Source organism: Gordoniibacillus kamchatkensis, assembly GCF_000829455.1.
Lineage (GTDB): Bacteria > Bacillota > Bacilli > Paenibacillales > NBRC-103111 > Gordoniibacillus > Gordoniibacillus kamchatkensis.
Genome location: NZ_JXAK01000050.1, coordinates 33,369 through 53,715, shown reverse-complemented (window position 1 = coordinate 53,715; position 20,347 = coordinate 33,369). Strand labels below are relative to the sequence as shown.

The following is a 20,347-nucleotide window of genomic DNA, read 5'->3' as shown; positions in this document are numbered from 1 at the left end:
CCCTGGCGCTCCCAAGCCGCCGCCGAAACGGCGGCCGGCCCTCGCCGCGCGGCTTCATATCCACCAGCTCGAAGTCGATCGTGTGTTCGTCGATGCTCACCCGCGAGACGCGCACTTTGGCTTCGTCGCCGATGCGGTAAATTTTTGACGTCCGCTCCCCGATAAGCGCCAGCTGTTGGTCGTGGAAATGGTAATAATCGTCCGTCATATCGCTGAGCCGGATGAGCCCTTCGACTGTATTGTCCAACTCCACAAACATGCCGAGCTCGTAACGCTCGAAATGATGCCCTCGAACTCTTCCCCGATTTTGTCGAGCATGAACTCGGCTTTTTTGAGCGCCTCGGTTTCGCGCTCGGCTTCGACGGCGATCCGCTCCCGCTCGGACGATTGCCGCGCGATGTCGTCCATCCGCGAAGCCAAAGCTTCGAGCCGCTCTTCCGTCAAAACGCCGCCGCCCTCCAGCACTTCCCTCATCACCCGGTGGATGACAAGATCCGGATAACGCCGGATCGGCGACGTGAAATGCGAGTAAAACTCCGCCGCAAGCCCGTAGTGCCCGGTAGTCTGGGCGTCGTACTTGGCCTGCTTCATCGAGCGCAGCAAGACGGTACTGATGACCGTCTCTTCCTTAGTTCCCTTAATCTGCTCCAGCAGCGACTGCAGCGCCCGCGGATGAATCGTGTCGCCACGCCCCCGCACCGCATAGCCGAAGTTCGCGATAAACTCCATAAAATGCTGCAGCTTCTCGCCGTCCGGCTGCTCGTGGATGCGATACAGGAACGGCACCTTCAGCCAGTGAAAATGCTCTGCGACCGTCTCGTTGGCCGCCAGCATGAACTCCTCGATCATCATCTCGGCGATGGAACGCTCGCGCCCCACGATGTCGTACGGCTTGCCGTCGCGATCGACGAGGATTTTTGCTTCGCTGAAATCGAAGTCGATCGCGCCCCGCGCCATCCGCTTCCCGCGCAGCTTCATCGCCAGCTCCTCCATGAGCCGGAACTCGTCCCACAAATAGCCGTATTTCGCGATGAGGCCCGCATCCTCCAGTTCTTCTTCGGGGAGCGTCAGCATTTTGCGCACGTTCGTGTACGTCATCCGCTCTACCGTCTTGATCACGCTTGGATAAATGTCATGTCGGACGACGTTGGCCCCTTCGTCCAGCTCCATTTCGCACGTCATCGTCAGCCTGTCGACGCGCGGATTAAGCGAGCAGATACCGTTCGACAGCCGGTGCGGCAGCATCGGGATAACGCGGTCGACCAAATAGACGCTGCAGCCCCGGTTGTACGCTTCCCGGTCCAGCGCGGAGCCTTCCTTCACATAATAGCCGACGTCCGCGATGCTGACCGTAAGCAAATAGTTGCCGTTCGTCAGCCGCTCGACGCATACCGCATCGTCCAAGTCTTTGGCGTCCTCGCCGTCGATCGTGACGATTTTTTTATGGCGCAAATCGCGGCGGCCGGCCAGCTCCTCCGGACGGATCGCATCAGGCACGGCATCGGCTTCGAGGATGACCTCCTCGTGGAAAGCTTCCGGCAGCCCGTATTTGCGAATAATGGACAAAATGTCCACGCCCGGATCGTCCTTGTGGCCGAGCACTTCAATGACTTCGCCTTCCGCCGCGGCCCGGCCTTCCGGATATTTGACCAGCTGCACGACGACTTTCATGCCGTCGACGGCCCCCAGAAACTTGTCCTGCGGAATGAAAATGTCGCGGTTGATCCGCCTGTCGTCCGGCACGACGAAGCCGTAGCTCTCGTGATGCTGGAACGTGCCGACGATTTGCGTGTTGGCGCGGGTAATGACCCGCACCACTTCGCCCTCGAGCCGGTTCCCGCCCGGCCCGCCCTTGCCGGTGATGCGCACAAACACCGTATCACCGTTCATCGCGCTGTTCATGTCGTTCGCATGAATGTACACGTCGGCATGGTCTTTATCTTCCGGAATGAGGAACCCGAAGCCTTTGGCGTGCGCCTGCATTCGGCCGCGCAGCAGGTTCATCCGTTCCGGCACGCCGTAGCGGTCGTTGCGGGTGCGAATAATTTCGCCGTCCTGCTCGAGCTGGTTCAGCGTTTTTAAAAATTCCTTGAACTCGAACGCGTCATCGACGCCGAAATGCCGTTCCAGCTCTTGGTAAGTCATCGGCTTGTACGCCGTCTCTCGCATAAAATCAAGAATCGATTGTCTTGAAGTCATCAATGTCACCTTCTCTTCGTCCGGGGCGCTCTTTTGTCGCTCCGATCATAGTCCGTGCCTGTCGCCCGGGGCCCCGTCGGCGTTCCGCCCGGCACATCGCCGTCCGTGCCGCCCGCCGCTCGGCTTTCTCTCTCCGTATCATCGTATTCACGCCGGGAACGCCAAGCATAGGCGTCATTCCGAAGGCAACGAATCTATACGAAACGTATCCCGGCAAAAACCGCAGCATTAACAGTATAGCCGGAACCCGCGCAAAACATATCTTGCGCCGGGAAACTAGCCACACCGCTGCAAAGCCGCGAAACGCAAAAACAGCAGGAGGTTATGCCCCTGCTGCTCCAGTGTCTATTTTGCGTTAAATCGCCTTCGCAAAGTACGCCACCACAACCGCCAAAACGATGAACGCCGCCGCCAGCCCCATCGTCAAGCGCGATAAGAACAAGTCGAGTCCGCGCGCCTTCGTGCGGCCGAACAAATGCTCCGCGCCGCCGCTGATCGAGCCGCTGAGCCCGGCGCTCTTGCCTTTTTGCAATAAAACAACGGCGATCAAGCCGATAGAAGCAATGATGAGCAGGACTTTGAACAAAATGACCATGGATGTTGCACCTCAAGCCTGTACGGGATTTTCGATACAAAACACAGCATACGTAATTGTACCATATAAAGCCCTAAAGCACAAGCGATGCAGCGTCGGCCGATGGCAAGCCAGCCAGTTCACGCAGGTGCCGCCGCGCTTCGCCGGATGGGTTCAACGAGATAGCAGTTCCATCATGGCGGCATGCAACCCCGGATTCGCGGCCATAATGTCTCGGGAAGGACCTGCTACAGGCTTCCCGGATAAATCCGTTACCCTGGCTCCGGCCTCCGAGCAAATGAAAGCTCCTGCCGTAATGTCCCACCGCTCCAGCTCCAGCTCCCAGAACCCGTCGATTCGGCCGCGCGCGACTTCGCACAAGTCTTTGGCTGCGGCGCCCCAACAGCGGACCGTGAGAGCATGCGGCGTAAGCATGGACCATTCTTTCAAATTCGTTCGATCCGGATTGTCGAAGGAGTAAGGAAAGCCCGAGGCCAGCACAGCCCTATCCATACGGTCCGTGCCGCTCACACGGATGCTTTCTCCATTTAATGTCGCGCCTTGTCCGCGAACCGCCCCATACAGCTCGTTGCATTTGGGAGCATACACGACAGCGGCCTGCGCGGTGTCCGATTCGTCGACGAAAGCGATCGACACGCACCAATGCGGGTTATTTCTGGAGAAATTGACGGTGCCGTCTAGCGGGTCTACATACCATCTCCGCTTCCCCCGCACGTTCTCCTCGGCAATGGGGTTGCTCTCTTCCGAAACTATAATGTCCAGCGGGAATGCGTCGCGAATGAACGTCAGAATGATTTGCTCCGATTCCCGGTCTGCGGCTGTGACCGGGTCGATTCGGCCTTTCCACTCCTGCTCGAGCGGTCCGATCCGATGAAGAATCGCCCTTCCGGCCGTTCGCGCAGCGATTTCCGCCACTTGGAATTCATTCGAATAATAGGAAAGTTTCATACGTATTGGCCGGAAGCAGTTCGTTTCGCCTGCTATCAGCCTTTGACACCCCCGCCGCCAATGCCTTTTACCAGTTTCTTCTGAACGAAGAACGAGAGGAATAAAGTCGGAATCACAGAGACGAGGATGGCCACGGACATTTCCCCCAGCAGCACGCCGCGGAAAGTATTGTAGCCTGCGATCGCCATCGGCAGCGTTTTTGCGTTCTCGCCGCCCAGAATAAGCACGTAGAACAAATCGTTCCAGGAAAGCACAAAGCCGAATAAACCGGCGGCTCCGAGCCCGGGCAGCACTTGAGGCAGCACCACTTTCCGGAACGCCATAAACCGGCTGCAGCGTCGACCATCGCCTGGGATTCGATATCCTTCGGAAGCCCGTCGAAGAAACTGATCATAAACCAGGTAAAGACAGGCAGAACGAAAGTCAGATGGGCCACGACAACCGGCAGCAGAGAGCCGTTAAGCTTCATATGATAGGCGATTAAAAACAACGGGACAACGAGAACCGCCGACGGAACTATTTCCGAAATCAAGATGCCAAAGCGCGTCCATCTGCCTCCCGTTTTATACTGGCTGATGGAATAAGCCGCCGGCGTGCCCACGAGCGCCGATATCGCCACGGTGAGGAATCCGACCAGCAGACTGTTTGCAAAGTTTTCCGGAATGCTGCCCGAAAGCACGTTTATCCAATTGTCGAGCACAGGATGGAACAGGACGGCCTTCGGATCGGATAAATCGGACGGCGTTTTCAAGGAAGACAGGATGACCCAAACGTAAGGGAATAAAACAACGAGGACCGCCAGCAGAACAACGACCGCCTGTACCCGTTTGATCGGCTCCGTGCGACTTTTTCCGGTTTTCATCGCTGCTCACCCCTTGTCGACCGCCATAAAATCAGTATGAGGACGATCATGACAAAAATGACGACAGTCCATGCGACAGCCGACGCCTTCGACAAATTGTAGTATCCGAAGCCGGTCTTGTACACATAATATTGCAGCGTTTCCGTAGCGGTGCCCGGACCGCCGCGAGTGATCGCGTATACGTATTCGAACACCTTCATTGCGTCCAGCGCCCGAATGAGCACGGCGACGATCATCACAGGGCTCATCAGCGGAATGGTGATGCGGGTCAAAATATACCAACTGCCCGCTCCATCCACACGCGCGGCCTCGTATGGCTCCTCGGGCAAATTTTCGAGACCTGCAAGCAGCATCAGGAGCATGAAGGGCGTCCACTGCCATACATCGATCATAGATAACGAGAAGAGCGCCATATTCGCGCTGAAGAAGTCGATCGAGATGCCAAACAAGTGCAATAAAGCCGGGACCAGCCCGAGCTGAGTGCTTAGTAAATAACGAAACATGAGGCCGACAGCAATTGGAGTAATAAACATCGGAGTAAGAAGTATAGCCCGGGTTACGTTGCGATAGCGCTTCATGTTCTTCAGGCATAGCGCCAATATCATGCCAAGAACAAGCTCCATGGAGACGGCCATGCATACGAAGCCGAACGTATTTTTCAGTACGTTCCAATAAGCGGGGTCTTGCCACACTTTCGCGTATTGCACAAGACCGACGAACTGATTCTGATGCGGCTTCGTGATTTCGATATTGCGAAAAGAAATCCAGAAAGAATAAAGCAACGGATAAGCCAAAATCGCAACCATAACGATCAGAAGCGGCAGCAGCATTCGCCATTCGTAGGGAAGAGAGAGGGAGACGGAGCGCCTCCCGCCGGAACTTTTATTTTTTCGCATTGATGATGTCCTTTGCTTCCTTGTCCGCATCGGCAATAGCTTGATCTACGCTCTTTTGGCCGGAAACTGCCTGGCTTAGCTCCGTCCCTACGGTTTGGACCATTTCCTCCGCATTCAGGCTGTTGCCGAGCGGCGCCGCATTTTTGAGAATGGCTTTGACGGTTTTGTAATACTCCACGCCGAAGCCTTTTTGCTGAACTTCAGAATCGTCCATAGCACTGTTTCTGACAGGGGCGCCGCCGGCGATTACACGCTGCTTCTCATGCTGAGGCGAAGTGATCCACTTGATGAACGACCATACCTGCTCTTTATTTTTCGTATTGGCCGGAATCGACCAGTACCAGGCTCCAAGTACGGATTTGCCGCCGGGCACTTCGGCGAGTCCGAATTTTCCGGCCAGGTCGCCTGCTTGTCCGCCCTTGTCGTTCAGAGCGGGAAGCATCCAGTTGTAGGACAGCATCATAGCCGCCTTGCCGCCCGAAACGGCTCTAAGCGCTTCGTCAAAGCCCCAGTTCAAGCTGTCTTTGGGGGCAGACTCTTTATACGTCTGAATGTATTGTGTCAGCGCTTCCCTTGCTTGCGGCGAATTCAACGTAATTTTGCCTGCGTTGTCCTGGATAGCGCCTCCTGCGGCGTAGAGCCAGTTGGCCCACTCTTCAAAAATTTTGTAGCCGCGCTGAGGCTGCATGGCCAGTCCCGCCTGGTCGCCGGTCGTCAGCAGCTTGGCGTCTTGCCGCAGCTCCGCCAGCGTTGACGGCGGTTTTAACCCTTGCTTCTCGAATAAGTCCTTGCGGTAAATAAGACCCAGCGCATAGTTGTAGAAAGGAATGCCGTAAGTGTGGCCGTTGACTTCACCGATCCCCCGCAGCGGAGCGGAGAAGTCCTGATAGTTGTAATCTGCCCCGGCCGCCTTCACCCGTTCTTCCAAAGGCTCCAAATAACCTGCGGACGCGAAGTCGTTCATCCATGGATTGTCTACCACAATGAGGTCGTAGGTCGCGCTCGGCGCCAGGAAGGAGGTGACGATTTTATCCCGAATCTGGTCGTAAGGCAGCATCTCGATGTTGACGTCGATGTTCGGGTTTTCCTTGTTGAAGTCCGCCACCATCTTCTTCACGATATCCGAGTCGGGCACCTGCTCCATAATCGCTTTAAGTGTGACCTTCTGCCCCGCATTGCCGGCTGAGGCGCCCTGTTTCTCATTCCCGCCGGCGCCTGTGCAGCCGCTTAACAGTACTGCCGCAACCGAAACTACGCCGGTCATTCGCGCAAAACCCGATTTCATCATTGATATCATCCCTTTATAAAGTATGGTAAGGAACGTAAACCGAATTAATCCATGTAAACGCCGCCATTAACGGCAATCGCTTCCCCGGTAATGAAATCGGCATCCTCGCTCAGCAAATAAGATACGACTTTGGCTACGTCAGCCGGAGTCTGCAGCCTTTGCAACGGAGTTTCGTTTAACATGATCTGAATCACTTCGTCGGGCGTTACGCCGCGCAGCTTGGCCTCCCATTCCAATTCCCTGCTCTGCATCGGCGTCTGGACGTACCCCGGACATACGGCGTTGACGGTAATGCGATGCTTTGCCAGCTCGTAAGCCATAGATTGAGTCAGCCCGACGACGGCAAATTTGGAGGCGACATAGTGGGCCAGGAACGGTATGCCGCCGCGTTTGCCGGCCAACGACGCAGTATTGACTATTTTACCGCCCTGGTTTTGCTCAATAAATGTTCTGGCCGCCACCTGTCCGCACAAGAATGGCCCTTTGGCGTTGACATTGAGGTTGATATCCCACTCCTCCTCCGTCAAATCCACGAAATGGTTCATCGTCGACACGCCGGCGTTGGAAACCCACGCCTTCAAGGGACCGAATACGGCTATCGCCTCGTCCAGCGCGCGCTGGATAGAAGCTTTGTCGGTTACGTCGATCGCAAACGATTGGGCGGTCCTTGAAGCTGCCCGAATGCCTTCGGCCGTTCGGGCGGCCGCCTCAACATTTAAATCCGCAACCGCTACGGCATAGCCGTCAGCCGCGAGCCGCTCCGCGATCGCTTTGCCGATTCCGCTGGCCGCCCCTGTTACTACTGCAAGTCCTTTATGAGTTGTCATATCTCAATCCCCCAAAGCGCGGCTAAAACGCGCCAATTGATGCTGCTGCTCCAGCAAATTCGGATAGATGGAGCGGTAAACCCGGTAAAGCTCCTGATACTGCTGCGTATTGCCCTTATTAGGCTCAATTCGTTCCTCTACTTTAATAAACTTGTCGATTTCGTCCCAGCCTGTCAGAACTCCGCTGCCGACGCCTGCGGCGAAAGCCGCCCCCAAGGAAGAACCGGGATGATCGATGATCGATTCCAGGGAAAGGCCCGAAATATCGGCGACAATTTGCCGCCACACCCGCGAGCGGGAGCCGCCGTTCGTAATCCGCACCCGCTGAGGGGTAAGGCCGAGCTCGGCAAACGTTTCGATGTGATGATAAAACCCGAAGCCGATGCCTTCCAGTATCGCCCTGAACAGATGCCCCCTCTTGTGGCCCAGATGCAGGCCGACAAACATGCCGCGGGCATGGGGATCGTGAATCGGCGTCTTCTCCCCCAGAAAATAGGGCAAGGAAACGAGACCGTCCGCACCCGGACCGGCAAGCTCGGCCTCCTTGTCCAGCACATCAAGAGAAGCTCCGCCCGCCAATTCATTTTGAAACCACTTGATGACGCTTCCGCTTGCAGCCATGCACCGTTCGGCAAATAATGTCCCGGGATCAAATGGTAATCCAGATACAATCTCCGATCCATGACCGCCCGGCCGGTGCTCATGAGAATATCTCCGGCGCCGCCCAGCTTGATCAGCAGATCGCCTTCCCTGACAAGCCCGGCCGAGAAAGCGCTGGCAACATGATCCGCCGTGCCCGCCACAACCGGAGTTCCGTCCAGAAGACCCGTACCGTGATCGCCGCTTACCGTACCGACCACAGCGCTGGCACTGTACACATCCCCGAGCCATTCTTTGCGCACCCCGGCCTGCCTCGCACACTTCCATCCAGCCACGTTGTGCGCTGCAAGTCGTAAAGACCGCTTTCCAGAGCCCAGTTAGCCTCTACGTTCCGCGCGCGATGCCCTGTCAAGCATCTCGCAATATAGTCGTACGATCCGCATACGGACGCCGTCCGCCGGTAGTGGTCGGGTTCATTGCGGGCAATCCACATCAGCTTCGGAGCAATGGACTGTTGGGTAATGACGGAGCCTGTTTTGCTGAGCAGCCACTCTTGATCGAGACGCTGCTGCAGCGTTTCGATTTCCGCAAACGCCCTTGCATCGTTCTGCTGAATCGATCTGCGCAGCGGCTTCCCGTCTGCATCGAGCAGAATGAGCGTAGGAACCATACCGCTGACTCCTACAGCCGCAATTTGCCCGGGGCGTACATCCGCTGCCTTCAGCAGTGCCGGAATCAGCGACTGCACATTGCGCCACCATTGCTCCGGATCCTCTTCCGACCAACCGGGCCTGGGCGAAAATAAATCGACGGGCTTGGACATGCTCTTTACAATGTCTCCGGCCGGGTGGACAAGAACGACCTTCGTAGCTGTCGTCCCGATATCGATACCGAGCAAATAGGGTTCCATATTCCAGATCATTCCTTATCTCATATTGCTTCTAAACGACCTCACCTTGTCCATAAAAGCTTTCACTCTCGCAACATCCACTTGATTCTCGAACTTGCCGTCGAATTTGAACGTCGTCCCGACGACGGCCCCGTCCGCAATACTCAGTTGCTTTTCTACATTTTCAAGCCGCACGCCCGTGTTCGCCAGCACGACCGTTTCCGGCACGACAGCCTTTACATTTTGCAGCAACTGAGTGCTTGTTTCCGTGCCCGCGGTCAACCCTGAAACGCAGAGGGCATCCGGGCGGTTGTTAAATACCGTAGACTTGGCTATGCTCTCGATATCCCGATTCGCCAAATACGCAGCGGCCTCCGGAACAATATTGAACAGAAGCTTCACATTAGCCGCTCCGATATGCCGCTGGTGCCTTACCGTCTCTCCCACGTTCGTGTTCCAAAGGCCGAAATCGCTCGCATAAACGCCGGTGAAAATTTCTCGGACGAACTTGGCGCCGGTAGCGACGGCCAAATCGAGCGATTTCTTCGCATCCCACAGAACGTTCACGCCGAAAGGAACTTGAATAAGAGGCATAAGCTCGCCGATAATACGTGCCATTGCAGCTACCGTCTCGGTCTTAACGTCCGTCAAATAGGGGAGGCTGAACTCGTTGGAGAACATGACAGCGTCGACGCCGCCCTCTTGCAGAGCCAACAAATCTTTTTTGGCCATCTCGCAAATGTAATCCATCCCTTTGTCGAAATCGTAATAAGGGTCCCCGGGCAGCGGCTGCAGGTGGCACATCGCAATGATAGCTTTCTCGGTTCCCAAAACTTCCTTTAACCAGGTCATACATGTTCTCCTCTTTTTCGATCAATATTTGAAAGTCATTTGTAACTATATTGATCATTTTCTATCGGAATATGAAAATTGTCAAGGCTTTCTATTTAAACTAAGGTTAATTTCCCTGCATAACCCCATTCCTGCGTGTTCAGCTTCGCCTCTCTGTCGATCTCTTTATTCGTTATAATCTCGTCGATTTCGTTTAATTCGCACACTTGAACGAGTGCGGAATGCCCGATTTTGCTCTTGTCTACCAGAGCGGTCACTTTCTTGGATCTCCGGATAAACGCCCGCTTCACGTCGACATCTTCCAGATTGAAGTCGGTGGGGCCCTCTTCTTTGCTCAAACCTGCAAGCCCCAAATAAAACCGGTCAAAATTGAATTTCATAATCGCTTCGGTGGCTATCGAGCCGACCATGGACATCTCCGATTTTCTCAGAAAGCCGCCGATCATATACACATTCAGCTGGCTTCTGGACAAAATGGAGGCGACCTGAAACGACGACGTAAAGATCGTAATATTGGTGCGTTTCATTAATTCCTTCGCCAATTCGGCATTCGTCGTCCCAACGTCCAGTGCGATAACCTCGCCGTCCCTGATTTGCTTCGCGGCATGCCTGGCGATTTGCTTCTTGAGCTCCGTATTCACCTTTTGCCGCTGGTTATACATAGGCTCAATGCCGAGTCCGGGCAAGGCGGCCTTGCCCCATTCCCTAATCACAAGCCCTTCGTCCTCCAGTTCGCTCAGCACACGTCTTACGGTCACTTCCGACACAGCAAGTTGAACAGCCAACTCCTCTATGCTCATTGGCGACTTCTCGCTCAACAGCTTAATAATTTCTTCGCCTCTTTGGTTAATCATACAGCTCTCCCTTTCTTTCATTTACGGTTTATGATTATTATACGATAAATTGATCATAATAGATCACGCATCGTAAATCCACCACAATTTTCATATCAGCATTCTCAATTCCGGCGCAATAGACCCAATATCCATCACACTAAAACAGGAAATCGGGACCCTGATCAGATTCGATCAAGGTCCCGATAGCTGTTAGAGATAGAACTTATTTGCTCTGACATCAAAGCCGGCAACGTCCACACGGCCTGTGCGCGATTTTAATATTATACTTATACATTCTTGCAAATATACGTCAAGCAGACATAATCAAAAGTTGGAGTTGATTTGGATATGCTATATACAGCTCTCGGAGATTCTATTACTTTTGGGGAAAACGCCTCCTCCTTGGCAAAGGCTTACCCTCGCTTGACTGTGTCTATCATCAATTCGGGCTCACATAAGGTTCGCGGGGTTGTTTTGGCCCAGCCCGGCTGGAGCAGCAATGATCTATTGGATGCCGTGGTATGGCAAGGGTTTCCCTTGCTCAGTCAATCTGCATTTGTTACCGTATGGATCGGAGGAGTGGATTTGGTCAAAGCGGCGCTATTATCGCTTCGAACCAGGCAGCCGCTGGCCGCAAACGACATTGCTGCAAGTTTCAGGTACAATTTAAGCGCCATTTTTGCCCAAATAAAAAAAGGCAGCCGCGCCCGGGTCGTTTGCTGCACGCAATACAATCCGTTCCCAAACAGCCCCCTTGCGGCTGAAGGGATAAGCCGATTAAATCGTACGATCAACGAACTCGCAAGCAGTTATGAGGTGACAGTCGCTCCCGCACATCTATGGTTTGAAGGAAGACAGGCGGAGCTTATTTGCGGATATCGAACTGGCAAGCTCGAAGACGCGCTGAGCGGATCTTTGCCCATTCATCCGAACGATCGGGGGCATCGAGTGATTGCCATGGGACTAGCCCCATACCTCATCCCTCGCAAATAATTACTCATACTGCCTGCCGTACGTCGGCGGTGCCGCCGCCCGTCTGCCCGCGCGGAAAAAGCTCTGCAAAGCTTTCGTAGCGCACCACAGCGCGAACACGGAGAACACCGCGGCCCAAGCAACCGCCGGCAGCGGCGTATGCAGCGCTAAATTCGTCGCGTCGCCGGCTTGCCGAGGCGACAAGTACGCCGTGAACGTGAGCGATAGCGGTCCGAACACCGACTCCTCCAGCGACAAGAAGGCGATGAGCAAATAATAGCCGCTGGTCAGCCAGCGCGGAGCGAAAGCCAATATGAGAACGGTCAGTGCAATAAAACCGAGGAGCCAGGTGATGCCGAACGGGTTGCGCACGAACAGCGCCAGTGCGGCGACGGAGATCAGGGTGACGATCTGCAGGCCCGTGCGCTGCTTCCCGGCCGCATAGAGCCGAAACAGCAGCCAGGCGAAGAGCGACGCCGTCATATAGCCGGCCAGCGCGATCGGAATCGTCGTCCACGGCTTCGTCACCGACGAGTACGTTACCCCGCTGTGGTCGACATATAGCTCGATGTACATCACTTTGCCCGACAGCAGCAGCGTTACGACGGCATGGCCGAACTCGTGCACAAGCGTATCTACATTGCGGAAAAACGAAGAGAACGGAATAAATCTCGTCAGCACCGCCGACACCAACAATAACGCGAACGTCTTCACCCAGTTGCCCATAAAGCAGTCCCCTTCCGCCGCTAACGTAATACCCTGATTATAACCATATCCGCCGGCAAAATGGAACGGACCGAGCGCCCGCCCGGTCCGTTCCATTTTCGCCTATCGGCTTATTTGAAGTTCTTCAGGTTGTAGAACGCCTGCTTGCCGGCGTATTGCGCTACGCTGGACAGTTCGTCCTCGATGCGCAGCAGCTGGTTGTACTTCGCTACGCGGTCTGTACGGGACGGTGCGCCCGTTTTGATCTGGCCGGCGTTCGTCGCCACGGCGATGTCGGCGATCGTGCTGTCCTCGCTTTCGCCGGAACGGTGCGAGACGACGGCGGTGTAGCCGGCGCGCTTCGCCATTTCGATCGCGTCGAACGTTTCGGTCAGCGTCCCGATCTGGTTCACTTTGATCAGGATGGAGTTGCCGATGCCCTGCTCGATGCCCTGCGACAAGCGGTTCGTGTTCGTTACGAACAGGTCGTCGCCGACGAGCTGCACGCGGCCGCCAAGGCGCTCGGTGAGCAGCTTCCAGCCGTCCCAGTCGTCCTCGGAGCAGCCGTCCTCGATCGTAATGATCGGGTATTTGTTCACCCAGGATTCCAGCAGGTCCACGAATTCGGCGGAAGTGAACGACTTGCCTTCGCCCTCGAGGTGGTACTTGCCGTCTTTGAAAAACTCGGTGGAAGCGACGTCCATGCCGAGGAACACGTCGACGCCAGGCTTGTAGCCGGCTTTCTCGATCGCTTCGATGATCGTTTTGATCGCTTCTTCGTTGGAGCTCAGGTTCGGAGCGAAGCCGCCTTCGTCGCCGACAGCGGTGTTCAGGCCTTTGCCTTTCAGAACCGCCTTCAGGTTGTGGAAAATTTCCGCGCCCATGCGCAGCGCTTCGCGGAACGTCGGCGCGCGACCGGCAGCACCATGAATTCCTGCACGTCAACGTTGTTGTCGGCATGCGCACCGCCGTTGACGATGTTCATCATCGGCACCGGCAGCGTTTTGGCGTTGAAGCCGCCGAGGTAAGCGTACAGCGGCAGGTCGACGGCTTCCGCGGCAGCGCGGGCGACCGCCATCGACACGGCCAGAATCGCGTTGGCGCCGAGCTTGCCTTTGTTCGGCGTACCGTCGAGCTCGATCATTTTCTTATCGATGCCGACTTGGTCGAGGGCGTCAAGGCCGATGATTTCCGGCGCGATGATGTCGTTCACGTTCTCGACGGCTTTGAGCACGCCTTTGCCGAGGTAGCGGTTTTTGTCGCCGTCGCGCAGCTCTACGGCTTCGTGCGCGCCGGTGGAAGCGCCGGACGGTACGATGGCGCGGCCCATGACGCCGGAATCGAGATACACTTCGACCTCAACGGTCGGGTTGCCGCGGGAGTCGAGCACCTCGCGGGCGAGAACGTCAGCAATAATCGTCATTGTGGGAACACTCCTTACGGAATTGGTTTATGGGGTTGATGATTAGTGTTGGATAATCGACTTGCCGGTCATCTCCGCCGGCTGCTTTAGCTGCAGCAGCTCCAGCAGAGTTGGCGCGATGTCCGCCAAAATGCCGTCCTCGCGCAGCTTCACGTCTTTGCTCGTGACGATGAACGGCACCGGGTTCGTCGTATGCGCCGTGTTGCGCGAGCCGTCCGGATTCGTTACGACGTCGGCGTTGCCATGGTCGGCGGTAATGCATACGACGCCGCCTTTGGCGAGAATTGCCTCCACCACTTTTCCGAGGCATTCGTCCACCGCTTCGATCGCCTTCACCGTCGGCTCCAGCAAGCCGGAGTGGCCGACCATGTCCGGGTTGGCGAAGTTGAGGATGATCGCGTCCTGGCGCTCGGCTTCGATTTCCTTGACAGCCGCATCCGCCACCTCGTAAGCGCTCATCTCCGGCTGGAGATCGTACGTGGCCACTTTCGGCGACGGAATGAGAATCCGGGTCTCGCCGGGAAGCTCAACGTCGCGGCCGCCGCTGAAGAAAAACGTCACGTGCGGGTATTTCTCCGTCTCCGCGATGCGAAGCTGCTTGAGCCCGTTCTGGGCGACGACTTCGCCGAACGTGTTGTCGAGGTTTTTCGGCGAATACGCGACGTAGCCGCCGACCGTCTCGCTGAACAGCGTCATGGCGACGAAGTACAAGTCTTTCGGGCACTTGTCGCCGCGGTCGAAGCCGCGGAAGTCTTCGTTGGTGAACACTTGCGACAGCTGGATGGCGCGGTCCGGACGGAAGTTGTAGAAAATGACGGAGTCCCCGGACTCCACCAGCCCGACCGGCTTGCCGTCCTCGCCCACGATAACCGTCGGCATCACGAACTCGTCGAACACCGATTTCTCGTACGACTCCGTTATCGCCTTGACCGGATCCGTGTACTGCGGCCCATCCCCGTACACCATGGCGCGGTAAGCTTTCTCGACGCGCTCCCAGCGCTTGTCCCGATCCATCGCGTAGTAGCGGCCTTGCACCGTTGCCACTTTGCCGACGCCGGTTTCTTTGATTTTCGCCAGCAGCCGCTCCATGTACGATTTGGCGCTGTCCGGCGCCACGTCGCGCCCGTCGAGGAACGCATGAATGTATACTTCGCGGAAATCTTCCTGCTTGGCGAGCTCGAGCAGCGCGAACAGATGCTCAATATGGCTGTGCACGCCGCCGTCCGAGAGCAGCCCGTACAGATGCAGCTTTTTGCCGTTGTCCTTGGCGTGATGAATGGCGCCGAGCAGCGTCTTGTTCTGGTAAACTCGCGGTCGCGAATCGATTTGGAGATGCGCGTCAAGTCCTGGTACACAATGCGGCCGGCGCCGATATTCAGGTGTCCGACCTCGGAGTTGCCCATCTGGCCTTCCGGCAATCCGACCGCCTCGCCGCTAGCCGTCAGCGTCGTATGCGGAAACGTGCTCCAGTACCGGTCGTAATTCGGCTTGTTCGCTTGCGCCACCGCATTGCCGAACGTTTCGCCGCGCAGGCCGAACCCGTCGAGGATGATAAGCGCTACCGGTTTCGGTCTCGGCATAGCTTACTTCGCCCCCTGCACGAGTTCGACGTACGACGCAGGCTCAAGGCTTGCGCCGCCGACGAGTGCGCCGTCGATGTGCGGCATCGCCATAAACTCGCGGATGTTGCCCGGTTTCACGGAGCCGCCGTATTGGATGCGGACTTTGTCCGCCGTCGCCTGATCGTACAAGCCGGCCACGACGCTGCGTATGTAGCCGATGACTTCATTGGCGTCGTCCGCCGTCGACGATTTGCCGGTGCCGATCGCCCAGATCGGCTCGTAGGCGATAATCACTTGCGCCGCCTGCTCGGCCGAAAGCCCTTGGAACAGCGCTTCCGTCTGGACGCGGCAAACGTTTTTCGTCTGCTCCGCTTCGCGCTCTTCCAGCTTCTCGCCGACGCAGACGATCGGGATGAGGCCGTGCTTGAACGCCGCATGCGTTTTCTTGTTGACGGTCTCGTCCGTCTCGGCGAAATAAGCGCGTCGCTCGGAGTGCCCGATGATGACGTACTGCACGCCGAGCTCCTTCAGCATAACGCCGCTGATTTCGCCTGTGTACGCGCCGCTGTCTTCCCAGTGCAGGTTCTGCGCGCCGATTTTGAGCGAAGTCCCCTTCACCGCTTCCACCAAGGCCGGGAGGTTTGTGAAAGGCGCGCAAATAACGCTCTCGACGCCGCTTGCTTCCGCTTTTCCCTTCACTTCGTTTACGAACGCGACGGCCTCCGGCACGGTCTTGAACATTTTCCAGTTGCCCGCTATGATCGGTTGTCTACTCACCTTTGATTACCGCCTTTCCCTTACTTGTCGTTTAAAGCTACGACGCCCGGGAGCGCTTTTCCTTCCATGAACTCGAGTGATGCGCCGCCGCCCGTGGAGATGTGGTCCATTTTGTCGGCCATGTGGAACTTCTCCACCGCCGCCGCGGAGTCGCCGCCGCCGATGACGGTGTAGGCCTGCGTTGCCGCGCACGCCTCGGCTACGGCACGGGTGCCGTGCGAGAACGGCTCGATCTCGAATACGCCCATCGGCCCGTTCCAGACGACGAGCTTCGATTCCTTGATCGTCTTCGCGTACAGCTCGCGCGTCTTCGGTCCGATGTCGATGCCCTCCCAGTCGGCCGGAATCGCGTCAATGCCGACCACTTCCGTGTTGGCATCGGCACCGAACTTGTCGGCTACGACGACGTCGACCGGAAGCAGGAAGTTTACGCCGCGCTCTTTCGCCTTGTTGATGAAGCCGAGCGCAAGATCGAGCTTCTCGTTGTCAACGAGCGATTTGCCGATTTCGTAGCCTTGCGCCTTGAGGAACGTATACGACAGGCCGCCGCCGATGATGACGTTGTCGGCGATGTTCAGCAGGTTGTCGATCACGGCGATTTTGTCCTTCACCTTTGCGCCGCCGACGATCGCCGTGAACGGACGCTCCGGGTTGTTTAGCGCCTTGCCGAGCACGTCGAGCTCCTTCTCCATGAGCAGGCCGGAGACGGCCGGCAGGAAGTGCGCGATGCCTTCCGTCGAAGCATGGGCGCGGTGCGCCGCGCCGAACGCATCGTTGACGTACACATCGGCGAGCTCGGCGAACTGCTTCGCCAAAGCCGGATCGTTCTTCTCTTCGCCCGGGTAGAAGCGGACGTTCTCGAGCAGCAGCACGTCGCCGTTTTGCAGCGCGTTTACCTTCGCTTTAACAGCGTCGCCTACCGCCTCGTCGGCTTTCGCCACCGGCTTGCCGAGCAGCTCGGAAAGGCGTGCCGCTACCGGCGTCAGGCGCAGCTCGTCGACGAATTCGCCCTTCGGACGGCCGAGGTGCGAAGCGAGGATGACCTTCGCGCCTTTTTCGATCAAGTAGCGGATGGTCGGCAGCGTCTCGCGAATGCGCGTATCATCGGTGATGGCGCCGTTCTCCAGCGGGACGTTGAAGTCGACGCGAACGAACGTTTTTTTGCCGGCGACGTCGATGTCTTTTACGCTTTTCTTGTTCATGGGGGTGGAAATTCCTCCTTGAAAGTTGCGATTTCTCCTGCAAGGCCGCTACACTGCGGATTGGAATATGGGCCTCCGGCCTTCGTTGAAATCGCGTTCCTTGAATCCCGACTAGGCGGTAGGAACACGATTTCAAAGGCGGCACTCCGGCCCATATTGCTCCTCCGCTCCGCAGATGCTCGTTCGATCAGCGATCCGTATGAATTTTTGTGGGGCGATATATAAAACCATACGAAAGAGGAGAATTCCTTCTCCTCTTTCGTATTTTATTACTTTTTTATTTAGGCTGTCGAGTAAGGTGGAGCGGAGGATGGAATATAAAGCGGAGAGCGCCTTTGAACTCGTGTTCCCCCTCGGGGTTCAATTCAAGGAACACAAGTTCAACGAAGCCGTAGCCTCATATTCCAATCCGCAGCGGAACCGGCCTATCGGCAGCCTAACGCTCTTCCGATTACAGGCCTTTGCTGGCGATGTAGACGGCCAGGTCGACGACGCGGTTGGAATAGCCCCACTCGTTGTCGTACCAGGAAACGACTTTCAGCATGTTGCCTTCGACGACCATCGTCGACAGGGCATCGATCGTGGAGGAAGCCGGGTCGCCGTTGTAATCGCGGGATACGAGCGGCTCGTCGGAGTAGTTCATGATGCCTTTCAGCGGGCCCTCTGCAGCTTCTTTCAGCGCGTTATTGACTTCTTCGACCGTTACATTGACTTTCATTTCAGCGACAAGGTCGGTAACGGAAACGTTCGGCGACGGAACTCGGAACGACATCCCGTTCAGCTTGCCCTTCAGCTCAGGAAGCACGAGGCCGATCGCCTTGGCTGCGCCTGTCGAGGAAGGGATGATGTTCTCCGCAGCGGCGCGAGCGCGGCGCAGGTCTTTGTGTGGCAGGTCGAGCACTTGCTGGTCGTTCGTGTAGGAGTGAATCGTCGTCATCATGCCCTTGACGATACCGAACTTTTCGTTCAGCACCTTGGTGAAAGGAGCAAGACAGTTCGTCGTACAAGAAGCGTTGGAGATGATCGTGTGCGCCTTCGGATCGTATTTGTCTTCGTTGACGCCCATAACGATCGTGATGTCTTCGTTCGTTGCCGGAGCGGAGATGATAACTTTTTTCGCGCCGCCCTTTAGGTGCAGCTCGGCTTTCTCCTTCGCGGTGAAAATACCGGTCGACTCGACGACGATTTCAACGCCGTACTCAGCCCACGGCAATGCGCCCGGATCGCGCTCGGCGAATACTTTGACGGAACGGCCGTTGACGATCAGCTCGCCTTCGCCGGCTTGTACCGTAGCGTTCAGTCTGCCGTGAGTCGAATCGTACTTCAGCAAGTGAGCGAGCGTGTTCACGTCCGTCAAATCGTTGATAGCGACGATTTGCAAATTCGGGTTGTTCAGAGCTGCGCGGAACACGTTGCGGCCGATACGACCAAAACCGTTAATACCTACTTTCACCATTGCGAATTCCTCCTAGACCTATAATAGGTTTATTTCAAGACGGACCGGACGGGCCGGCACGTCAAGATGACTTGTTTTTCGTTTCGGGCTGCTTTTCCCGCACCATATGCTCGGCAATTTGGAGCGCTGCGGCCTCGTCCGTCACAAGCACGTCCTCGTGGCCGTAACGCAGCACGGCGTCGATCGCTTCGCCCTTGCTCTTGCCTCCGGCGACGCCGATGACCGTCTCCATCTGCTCGATATCCTCGATGCGGAGCCCGATCGTCGGCATTTTGTGAACGACGCGCCCTTGCCTGTCAAAATAATAGCCAAACGCCTCGGCCAAGGCCCCTTCGCTTACGAGCGATTGTCTCGTCGCTTCATCGACCTTGCGGCGTTTAGCCATGACCATAGCATCCCCGATTCCGTGCACCACGATGCGGGCGGCACGGATTGCCTGAATAATTTCGACGATGCCGGTCTCCAGCATGAGCGACTGGTACGCCTCTTCGCTCAAATGGTCGGGAACGTGCAGCAGCCGGTACTGGCCGCCGGTTTTTTTGGCCATGGTAGAGGCGATCGTGTTCGCCTGCAGCTCGACGCTCTCGCCAAGTCCGCCGCGGGCGGGCACGAACCAGACTCCCTTCATCGGCACCGCCGACGTCAGGTGGCTTGCCACTTCGGCCATCGTCGATCCGCCCGCAACGGCCACTACCGCATTCGCTTCTTTCATCGCTTTGCGCAGTGCGGCGGCTCCGGCACGCCCGAGCTCCATTTTGACATGGGCGGATGCGTCCGAGTCTCCGGGCACGATGATGACCTGCTTCAGCCCGTAATGATTGCGAATGCGTTCCTCCAGCTCGGTGAGGCCAAATGCGTCCTGAAGCAGCGGCCGGAAGCTTTCCACGAGCTGCCTGCCGGCTTCGCTCACGCGCATGCCGAGCGCGTCGACTTCAAGCAGGCCTTGCGTCTTGAGAAAATCGATCTCGCCGCGCAGCACCCGCTCCGTCATGCCGAGCGTCCCGGCCAGCGTACGGCGTCCCACGTTGCCGGAGAGCATTACGTGGTGCAAAATCGTGTACCGCTTCCTCATGATCTCCAGCAAGTCCGGGACGAGCTGTTTTTGAATGTCCAGCACCCTACGCATAGCGCCGGCCTCGCCTCGCTTCCGCCAAATTGGTTGGTCGCAAAATGTCCCGCCTATACATTTTGAGTCCCACGCTTGCAAATACATTATACTCCAACATGCGGCCGATGGCAAACCTATCCCCGGAAAAAAGTTGTATGCGGAATTGACTTGCTTTTTTTCGTTCAGCTCGATATAATAACTCTTGCTGTTGACTAATTGAATTAGTCGCCACCTTCATGCGCCCGTGGTCCAATGGATATGACGTAGGCCTCCGGAGCCTGAGATAGGGGTTCGATTCCCTTCGGGCGCGTAACATTCCCAAAACTGTTGCTCTATCAACCCAGTCTGGC

Annotated in this window: 16 protein-coding genes, 1 tRNA gene and 3 pseudogenes; 2 read left to right on the top strand and 18 right to left on the bottom strand. The window is 56.6% G+C overall.

The window, feature by feature from the left end:
* From rnr to SD70_RS24010, 11 genes and pseudogenes are all read right to left on the bottom strand, one after another.
* Window positions 1-2,199 (bottom strand): annotated as a pseudogene (rnr, locus tag SD70_RS24055) (ribonuclease R); the annotation flags it as partial.
* Between the two features lie 355 nt (window positions 2,200-2,554).
* Entirely contained in the window at window positions 2,555-2,794 is a 240-nt protein-coding gene (gene secG, locus SD70_RS24050; RefSeq protein WP_041050413.1) for a preprotein translocase subunit SecG, read from the bottom strand.
* A 153-nt stretch (window positions 2,795-2,947) separates the two neighbouring features.
* Window positions 2,948-3,709: an inositol monophosphatase family protein gene (locus SD70_RS24045; RefSeq protein ID WP_197081154.1), complete on the bottom strand. Its 762-nt coding sequence runs from the start codon at window positions 3,707-3,709 to the stop codon at window positions 2,948-2,950.
* A gap of 68 nt (window positions 3,710-3,777) precedes the next feature.
* Complete coding sequence (locus SD70_RS37150) at window positions 3,778-4,143, bottom strand: ABC transporter permease subunit (RefSeq protein WP_197081155.1); 366 nt, start codon at window positions 4,141-4,143, stop codon at window positions 3,778-3,780.
* A 457-nt stretch (window positions 4,144-4,600) separates the two neighbouring features.
* The gene (locus tag SD70_RS24035) at window positions 4,601-5,500 is read right to left on the bottom strand and encodes a carbohydrate ABC transporter permease (protein ID WP_197081152.1); all 900 of its coding nucleotides are present in this window, start codon (window positions 5,498-5,500) and stop codon (window positions 4,601-4,603) included.
* Window positions 5,487-6,788 carry an ABC transporter substrate-binding protein gene (locus tag SD70_RS24030; protein WP_197081150.1) on the bottom strand — a complete coding sequence of 434 codons (1,302 nt, stop codon included), beginning with the start codon at window positions 6,786-6,788 and terminating at the stop codon, window positions 5,487-5,489. Before SD70_RS24030 ends, SD70_RS24035 begins: the two co-directional genes overlap by 14 nt.
* Before the next feature lie 44 nt (window positions 6,789-6,832).
* Window positions 6,833-7,615, bottom strand: coding sequence for an SDR family NAD(P)-dependent oxidoreductase (locus tag SD70_RS24025; RefSeq protein WP_041050405.1), 783 nt, complete (start codon window positions 7,613-7,615; stop codon window positions 6,833-6,835).
* A gap of 3 nt (window positions 7,616-7,618) precedes the next feature.
* Entirely contained in the window at window positions 7,619-8,506 is an 888-nt protein-coding gene (locus SD70_RS35245) for an FGGY-family carbohydrate kinase (protein WP_269432523.1), read from the bottom strand.
* Entirely contained in the window at window positions 8,460-9,137 is a 678-nt protein-coding gene (locus SD70_RS33880) for an FGGY family carbohydrate kinase (protein WP_082053613.1), read from the bottom strand. The genes SD70_RS35245 and SD70_RS33880 overlap by 47 nt, the downstream gene beginning before the upstream one ends.
* Before the next feature lie 3 nt (window positions 9,138-9,140).
* On the bottom strand, window positions 9,141-9,956 hold the full coding sequence (locus SD70_RS24015) for a BtpA/SgcQ family protein (RefSeq protein ID WP_041050403.1): 816 nt from the start codon (window positions 9,954-9,956) through the stop codon (window positions 9,141-9,143).
* Between the two features lie 95 nt (window positions 9,957-10,051).
* Window positions 10,052-10,810, bottom strand: coding sequence for a DeoR/GlpR family DNA-binding transcription regulator (locus SD70_RS24010; RefSeq protein ID WP_041050401.1), 759 nt, complete (start codon window positions 10,808-10,810; stop codon window positions 10,052-10,054).
* A gap of 330 nt (window positions 10,811-11,140) precedes the next feature.
* Between SD70_RS24010 and SD70_RS24005 the strand changes: the two genes are divergently transcribed.
* Entirely contained in the window at window positions 11,141-11,785 is a 645-nt protein-coding gene (locus SD70_RS24005) for an SGNH/GDSL hydrolase family protein (protein ID WP_041050399.1), read from the top strand.
* Here the strand turns inward: SD70_RS24005 and SD70_RS24000 are convergent, their stop codons facing one another.
* From SD70_RS24000 to SD70_RS23970, 7 genes and pseudogenes are all read right to left on the bottom strand, one after another.
* Window positions 11,786-12,490, bottom strand: coding sequence for a M50 family metallopeptidase (locus SD70_RS24000; protein ID WP_041050428.1), 705 nt, complete (start codon window positions 12,488-12,490; stop codon window positions 11,786-11,788).
* Between the two features lie 110 nt (window positions 12,491-12,600).
* Window positions 12,601-13,892: pseudogene (gene eno / locus SD70_RS23995) on the bottom strand (phosphopyruvate hydratase).
* 42 nt (window positions 13,893-13,934) lie between these two features.
* Window positions 13,935-15,472, bottom strand: a pseudogene (gene gpmI / locus SD70_RS23990) (2,3-bisphosphoglycerate-independent phosphoglycerate mutase).
* Between the two features lie 3 nt (window positions 15,473-15,475).
* Entirely contained in the window at window positions 15,476-16,231 is a 756-nt protein-coding gene (gene tpiA, locus SD70_RS23985; protein ID WP_082053611.1) for a triose-phosphate isomerase, read from the bottom strand.
* A gap of 20 nt (window positions 16,232-16,251) precedes the next feature.
* Window positions 16,252-17,433 (bottom strand): phosphoglycerate kinase, encoded by a 1,182-nt coding sequence (locus SD70_RS23980; RefSeq protein WP_041050395.1) that lies wholly within the window; start codon window positions 17,431-17,433, stop codon window positions 16,252-16,254.
* Window positions 17,434-17,884: 451 nt separating this feature from the next.
* Window positions 17,885-18,889 carry a type I glyceraldehyde-3-phosphate dehydrogenase gene (gap, locus tag SD70_RS23975; RefSeq protein ID WP_041050394.1) on the bottom strand — a complete coding sequence of 335 codons (1,005 nt, stop codon included), beginning with the start codon at window positions 18,887-18,889 and terminating at the stop codon, window positions 17,885-17,887.
* 61 nt (window positions 18,890-18,950) lie between these two features.
* Window positions 18,951-20,015, bottom strand: a complete 1,065-nt coding sequence (locus SD70_RS23970; RefSeq protein WP_041050392.1) for a sugar-binding transcriptional regulator — start codon at window positions 20,013-20,015, stop codon at window positions 18,951-18,953.
* Window positions 20,016-20,235: 220 nt separating this feature from the next.
* Between SD70_RS23970 and SD70_RS23960 the strand changes: the two genes are divergently transcribed.
* Window positions 20,236-20,307: transfer RNA gene (locus SD70_RS23960), tRNA-Arg, on the top strand.
* The last annotated feature ends 40 nt before the right edge of the window (window positions 20,308-20,347 follow it).

What these genes read in the sequence shown, in the direction of transcription:
- secG (WP_041050413.1), bottom strand. Translation starts at nt 2,794, where the DNA reads ATGGTCATTTTGTTCAAAGTCCTGCTCATCATTGCTTCTATCGGCTTG.
- SD70_RS24035 (WP_197081152.1), bottom strand. Translation starts at nt 5,500, where the DNA reads ATGCGAAAAAATAAAAGTTCCGGCGGGAGGCGCTCCGTCTCCCTCTCT.
- SD70_RS24030 (WP_197081150.1), bottom strand. Translation starts at nt 6,788, where the DNA reads ATGATGAAATCGGGTTTTGCGCGAATGACCGGCGTAGTTTCGGTTGCG.
- SD70_RS24025 (WP_041050405.1), bottom strand. Translation starts at nt 7,615, where the DNA reads ATGACAACTCATAAAGGACTTGCAGTAGTAACAGGGGCGGCCAGCGGA.
- SD70_RS35245 (WP_269432523.1), bottom strand. Translation starts at nt 8,506, where the DNA reads ATGGCTCGGGGATGTGTACAGTGCCAGCGCTGTGGTCGGTACGGTAAG.
- SD70_RS33880 (WP_082053613.1), bottom strand. Translation starts at nt 9,137, where the DNA reads ATGATCTGGAATATGGAACCCTATTTGCTCGGTATCGATATCGGGACG.
- SD70_RS24015 (WP_041050403.1), bottom strand. Translation starts at nt 9,956, where the DNA reads ATGACCTGGTTAAAGGAAGTTTTGGGAACCGAGAAAGCTATCATTGCG.
- SD70_RS24010 (WP_041050401.1), bottom strand. Translation starts at nt 10,810, where the DNA reads ATGATTAACCAAAGAGGCGAAGAAATTATTAAGCTGTTGAGCGAGAAG.
- SD70_RS24005 (WP_041050399.1), top strand. Translation starts at nt 11,141, where the DNA reads ATGCTATATACAGCTCTCGGAGATTCTATTACTTTTGGGGAAAACGCC.
- SD70_RS24000 (WP_041050428.1), bottom strand. Translation starts at nt 12,490, where the DNA reads ATGGGCAACTGGGTGAAGACGTTCGCGTTATTGTTGGTGTCGGCGGTG.
- SD70_RS23980 (WP_041050395.1), bottom strand. Translation starts at nt 17,433, where the DNA reads ATGAACAAGAAAAGCGTAAAAGACATCGACGTCGCCGGCAAAAAAACG.
- gap (WP_041050394.1), bottom strand. Translation starts at nt 18,889, where the DNA reads ATGGTGAAAGTAGGTATTAACGGTTTTGGTCGTATCGGCCGCAACGTG.
- SD70_RS23970 (WP_041050392.1), bottom strand. Translation starts at nt 20,015, where the DNA reads ATGCGTAGGGTGCTGGACATTCAAAAACAGCTCGTCCCGGACTTGCTG.